Origin of the sequence: Hominisplanchenecus murintestinalis, assembly GCF_943193015.1 — a bacterium.
In the GTDB taxonomy this organism is placed as follows: domain Bacteria; phylum Bacillota; class Clostridia; order Lachnospirales; family Lachnospiraceae; genus Hominisplanchenecus_A; species Hominisplanchenecus_A murintestinalis.
This window is the reverse complement of the sequence record NZ_CALPCM010000080.1, coordinates 1-5641: the sequence shown is the minus strand read 5'-3', so window position 1 is coordinate 5641 and position 5641 is coordinate 1. Positions and strand designations below refer to the sequence as shown.

Annotated in this window: 1 protein-coding gene; it reads left to right on the top strand. The window is 46.2% G+C overall.

The window, feature by feature from the left end:
- Nucleotides 1-300: 300 nt before the first annotated feature.
- The coding region (locus NFR99_RS14505) for a leucine-rich repeat protein (protein WP_251354001.1) at nt 301-5641 on the top strand (5341 nt) is incomplete at its 3' end.

Here is a 5641-nt window from a genome sequence, read left to right as displayed (position 1 = left end):
CTGTACAGTTGGAATAGCAACTATTAACGTACCTTGCCAGTTCAAAATAACTCAATCGGATTTCAAGGGGATAGTCTACCCATTTTTGTGGATAAATCGATTGATTTCACGGGAACTGGTTCAAGGATTTGTAGTATCGAGCATTTTTATATGCTCATGAATAATTCAGGTTAAACAATCACAGGTTTTTTTTCGGAGGAAAGGAGGGGCGGCAAGAAAGATTCCTGTATTTTTTTGTTACTTAAATAAAAATTAGGTGCGGAATGCACCACCTGTTTAAACGGAGGAGAATGCAAGATTATGAAATTGAAACGAGTATTGGCTGGATTCCTCGCAGGGGCCCTGGTAGTAACCGGAATTCCGGTTTCCGGGCTGGGGGTAATTTCAGCAGAGGCGGCAGTGCAGACTGACATAGAGGCAAACCTGCAGTATAGGACCAGGCCGATAGCAGAGGTGGAAGTAAGCACGGATATTGACGCGGAATATGAGGATGACGTGCATCCGTTTAGTAATCTGACATTAAGGTCAGGCTATGCAAAGTCAAAAAGGATGGACTCTGTTAACGGAAAGCATCTTTATTTCTCATTAGAAAGCTCAAAGTTGTTAAGGTCAGTTAAGTTTTTTTCTTCAGGAGCTGGCGGCGACATCAAGAAGTGTACGATTGAGGTATCGAATGTAGACACAGACACCCCGGATGAAATTGATGAATCCGGCTGGATGCAGGTATATGCATCAGGGGATGATGAGTGGTTCCATGAGGCCGGAAGCTCAAAGGGTGCGTATTTTAATAATGCACAGAGAGCGCGTCACGTGCGTATTACCGTGCAGGAGACGTGGGGAACCGGTGAAGACGGCGCGACAGATGCGAATAAATACATTGCCGGCGCAAGGATGATGATTTATGAAGCAGGCCGTAAGGATCAGGTAGAATATTCAGGCGACATAGCTCTGCGTGAGGAAAACGGCGGTAAAGTGACAGTGAAAGCTTACACAAGCGGAAATGTACAGAATACTATTAACGGCGTAGGAAATGTGGCTACATCGGCAGACAGTGAGTATTGGAATAGTAACGTAGCGGTAAGCGATACAAAGGTGAATTATATCATATATGATTTACATGATTTGGAGACAACGGTTTCGGAAATCAACCTTCGCTGGAATGCCAAGGCATGGGCTAATAAATATAAGCTGGAGACTTCTGATACCTGTACTCTGGAGAACAACGGCGTTACGGGCGGCGCAGATATAAGCACGCTGAATAATTCAGGCGACTGGGAGACAGTTGTGGATTTCAGCACGAATGAGACTCGTGCGGATCAGCCGCTTGATACATTTACACCCGACAATGAGACGATGCCTCTTCGGCTTACAAAGCTGAAAAGATATGTCCGTCTGGTCATTACAGGCGCGAACCCGGCAGAGGATATGAAGGGCGGTGCGCTGAGGGAAATCGAAATCATTGCTAACAAGTATAAAGCAGCAGTGGCTGAGAATGTAGCGCTCGGCATGGACGCCGAATATGAGGATGGCAGAAAGGGTTCCACGATAGTTGCAGGGTACTCAGGCGACCAGGTAGTGGGAGACACGACATATTCTGTGGAGAATGTACTTGCAGGGCATGCTGATGTTGACGAAGGAACTGACGAGGAAACAGATGATAACTATTGGATGCCGTTAGAGCTTAGTGATACCAGCAACAAGGGAATTGATATGAGCAACGGCAATAAGGCGTACCTGGTGCTTGACCTGGGAATAGGGACTGTGACAGATGTAGAGTCTATGGAGATTGACTGGCATGGACTTAACTCTGCGAATGAATGCAAGGTTTATACAGCAGACGAATTTACCCCGCCTGAAAATGTTACGGACGGAAACAAGTGGGAAGTAGTCGGGGAGAATGTCCTGGATATGTCGGAATGGACACAGGTGGCAATGGCGACAGACGATGATCCCACTGTAACCTATAAGAGAACTGTATTCGGCAATTATACGACACATCAGCTGCAGCGTTATGTATGCTTTGAGATGTCCGATTTGAATGAGCATGCAGTAGACGATTTGGTAGGTACGAAGAATGCGGCTGTCAGGGCAGTGAAAATCATGGGTATCCGGAAAACGGAAGAAGCAGATGATATAAGACTGACTGTGGATAAGCCAACCAAGGGCGCGACTACAGCATCAGCGCAGGCTTATGCGAACGTTTCAGACGGCGCCGGCTATGATGTGGCTGAGACAAAATGGTATGAGACGTCGAACCTGAATACGCCGTTAGCGGATGATGCGAAGTTTGAAGTAGGAAAAGCTTACACAGTAAAAGTGAAGGTAAGCAGCAGCAACAAATTTGCAGATCTGACATCAGCGGTAATAAATGGCGATACGAATGATTTGCCAACAGTCGGCGCTCCTGAAAATTATAACGGCACAGGCGAGGACAAGCTGAGCTATATAACTGTACAGAAACATTTCGGTACGGTTGCTTCTCCGGTAGAGCCGTATAACGACTTAAAAGCAGCGGTTCAGACCAGCGATAATGCAGCACGGATGGCAGAAGTGGCAGGCTTGGGAGCAGATCAGACGACTTACACAAAGAGAAGCTGGAAGAGCTTTAAAGAAGCGTATGATGCAGCAGTGAAGCTGGTAGGAGCTTACACAGAAGAGGCGCCGACGGCTGAAGGCGAGGATGGGACAGAAGAATTCTTGTATGAGCCGGCAGAAGTATATAGAGAGGCTCTGAATACGCTGAACGAAGAGTTTGAAGAAAACGGAGCGAAAGGACTGAAAGCAGCAGATAAGACTGCAGAGGTTGCATTGGATGGAAGTACGACATTACCGGAGGTACGTATTACCAGAAATGATGAAGTGCAAAAGGTTGAGATGGGTGTTAAGCATGGAATCACTACAAAACTTGACGCTGACGCTGAGGACAGAACAGATGTAGATTTCGATTACTTGGATGGATTTACAGTTTTGTCGGATGAAAGCTTTAAAGGAAGGGTACAGGCACCGCTAAAGACTGTAGATGGAAAGGAAGTAAACGCTATCTTTGATATGGGTCAGGATGCTTCGGATGATTACAACAAAGCATTTATCATCCGTTGTACATTGGGGCTTCCGGCAACAATAGAAAAGAAACAGTCTATTATTGGTATGCTGAACTCTCAGTATGGTATACAGTTAGAACAAACGAACGGTTCTAAGACACAGGGGACATTGACTTTTTATGGACTGCATTACATCGGCGGGGAAGAAAAATGGCCGACGGTAAAAGCAGATATTTCAGAGTTTCTTGGAAGTAGCATAGAAGTAGCGGCAGTATATGTAGATACCAAACTTGAGCTTTATATACAGGGTACAGTAAACGGGGCGGTGAAAGCACGTAGCTATTCTGTTACGAATGGTGACTGGGGCAAACTTACAAATCGAAGAAGAAACGGTGACGAGAAGTATCCGATGTTTGCTATTGGTTATAATCCTGAGGTGTGGGAACATGGCGATTATAATACAGGTCATCAGGGCGGCGTAAATGGAGAGGAATATCAGGGGACTACCAAGGATTTCAGGATGTATACTTATACAAATTCTGGAGAAGCGGGAGACAGCACCTGGCTGCCGACTGACTATGCATCTCAGATAAAGCCGAATGATAGTGATTTCAATAATCAAGTATGGCAGGGTTCGGGAGAACTGATGGATAAATTTGATACGTATTTGGAAAATCAAACACCAAATATTGTATTGAGAGGAGTTTATGCGCCATATAGCGTAAAGAGCACATGGCTCAATGAGAGTGGTGATGCTGTAGAAAATCCAGATCCATATAAAGATTACACCATAAAAATTGCAGTTCAGACAAGTGAGATGCCGATAGTACTTGATACAGATCGCGAGCCTATATTCCCGGCAAGTGCAACCGACCAGAATTTCCTGTATGTTCCAGGAGAAGATGGAGCATGGGTTAAAGTAGAAGATAGCCTTCTTACAGAGTCTACGGTACTGGATGATACTTCTTCCGTCCTGACCTACACCTATCAGAGTGAAGGCCTTGAGAATCCCAAGGATGCACTGGAAACATATCTGACCAGCAACCCGAAAGAGACAAATGACCAAGGGGATGGCACACGGAAATACACTCGTCAGTCATGGCAGGCATACAGCAGTGCGTATGATACGGCTGCGGCTCTCATTCAGTCTTCTGCGTCATTAAAGAGAAAAGCGCAGGTTTACAGGACAGCTTTGAAAAATCTGCAGAGTGCAAAAGAGGGGCTGGCACTCAGAACAGCTGATACATGTGAGTGTGCGATTGGTTCTATTGTTTATACCGGACCAACATCCATTGATATGGCGAAACCGGAGGGAGCAGAAGCTGAGACAGGTTCCCTGGATCTGTCAGGATATGTAAAGGTTACACATGACAGATATGATTGTCCGAAGCATACGACAGATAGCGCAGTAGCAGTGACATACACAGAAGGTACTGACAATGCAGGCGCGGCTATTACACCGGCAGGTGTACTTACAGTTACCAAAGCAGGAACCGTACAGATTAGCCTGGGGGCTACTTTCAATGAACTGCCGGCAGCTGCAAAAGAAATCACGTTTACAGCAATAAGTGATGAAGAGAAGCGGGTGGCAAAAGAAGAGGCACAGGCAGCTTGGGAGACAGCAAAAGAGCTGAAAAACAAAGGTAATGCGAGCAATATTTATACGTCTGAGAGCTGGACTGCCTTTATAGAGGCATATAATGATGCGGAAGCAGACGTCAGCAGCAATCAGATGGATACTATGACGCTTGAGCAGTTACAGGGCGTGAAAAAGAAATTTGATGACGCAGTAAATCGTTTAGTTGAGCAGGAACTGGCAGATGCTATTTCAGAGGCCGAGACCGCTCTGAGCGGAGCAGTGGAGAATAACGATGAGGGCAAGTATACGGCGGAGAGCTGGGCTGCATATGAGCAGGCGAAAGAAGATCTTAGGGAAGAACTGCTGAAAGGAAAACCGGATAAAGAGGTACTGAAAACTCTTACAGCTAAACTGGATATCAGTAACCTGAAACCGGTTCCGACTGAAGACGAGAAGAATCTGGAGGCAGCAAAAGACAATGCCCAGACCGCCCTGAATAATGCAGTGAAAGACAGTGAGAGCAGTAAATACTCCAACTGGGACGATTATGCAGCTCTGAAAGCACAGCTGACAGCAGCTCTTCAGAACCCGAATGTTACGGCATCCGAGCTGAATGACCTGATTAGCAGGCTCAACGCATACAAGCTGGTGCCGAAGTCTGGTAATGTTACACCGGATCCGGGACCAAACCCGGGACCGGGACCGAATCCAGGACCGGGACCGAACCCAGCGCCGGTTGAGAATTTCGTAAATGTCAAGAACGTAAGATACGAGCTTGACAAGAAGAACCCGAAAGCAGCAGTAGCCGTAAAGATTCTCAAGGACGCGAAGAGCGTTACTATCCAGAAGACCGTGAAGATTAACGGTAAGAGCTATAAAGTGGAGAAGATTGGCGCAAGCGCGTTCAAGGGACTTAAGAAGCTTACAAGCGTAACGGTAGGAACAAATGTAAAGACAATTGAGAAACAGGCGTTCATGAACTGTAAGAAGCTGAAGAAAGTAACGCTGAGCAATGGAAAAG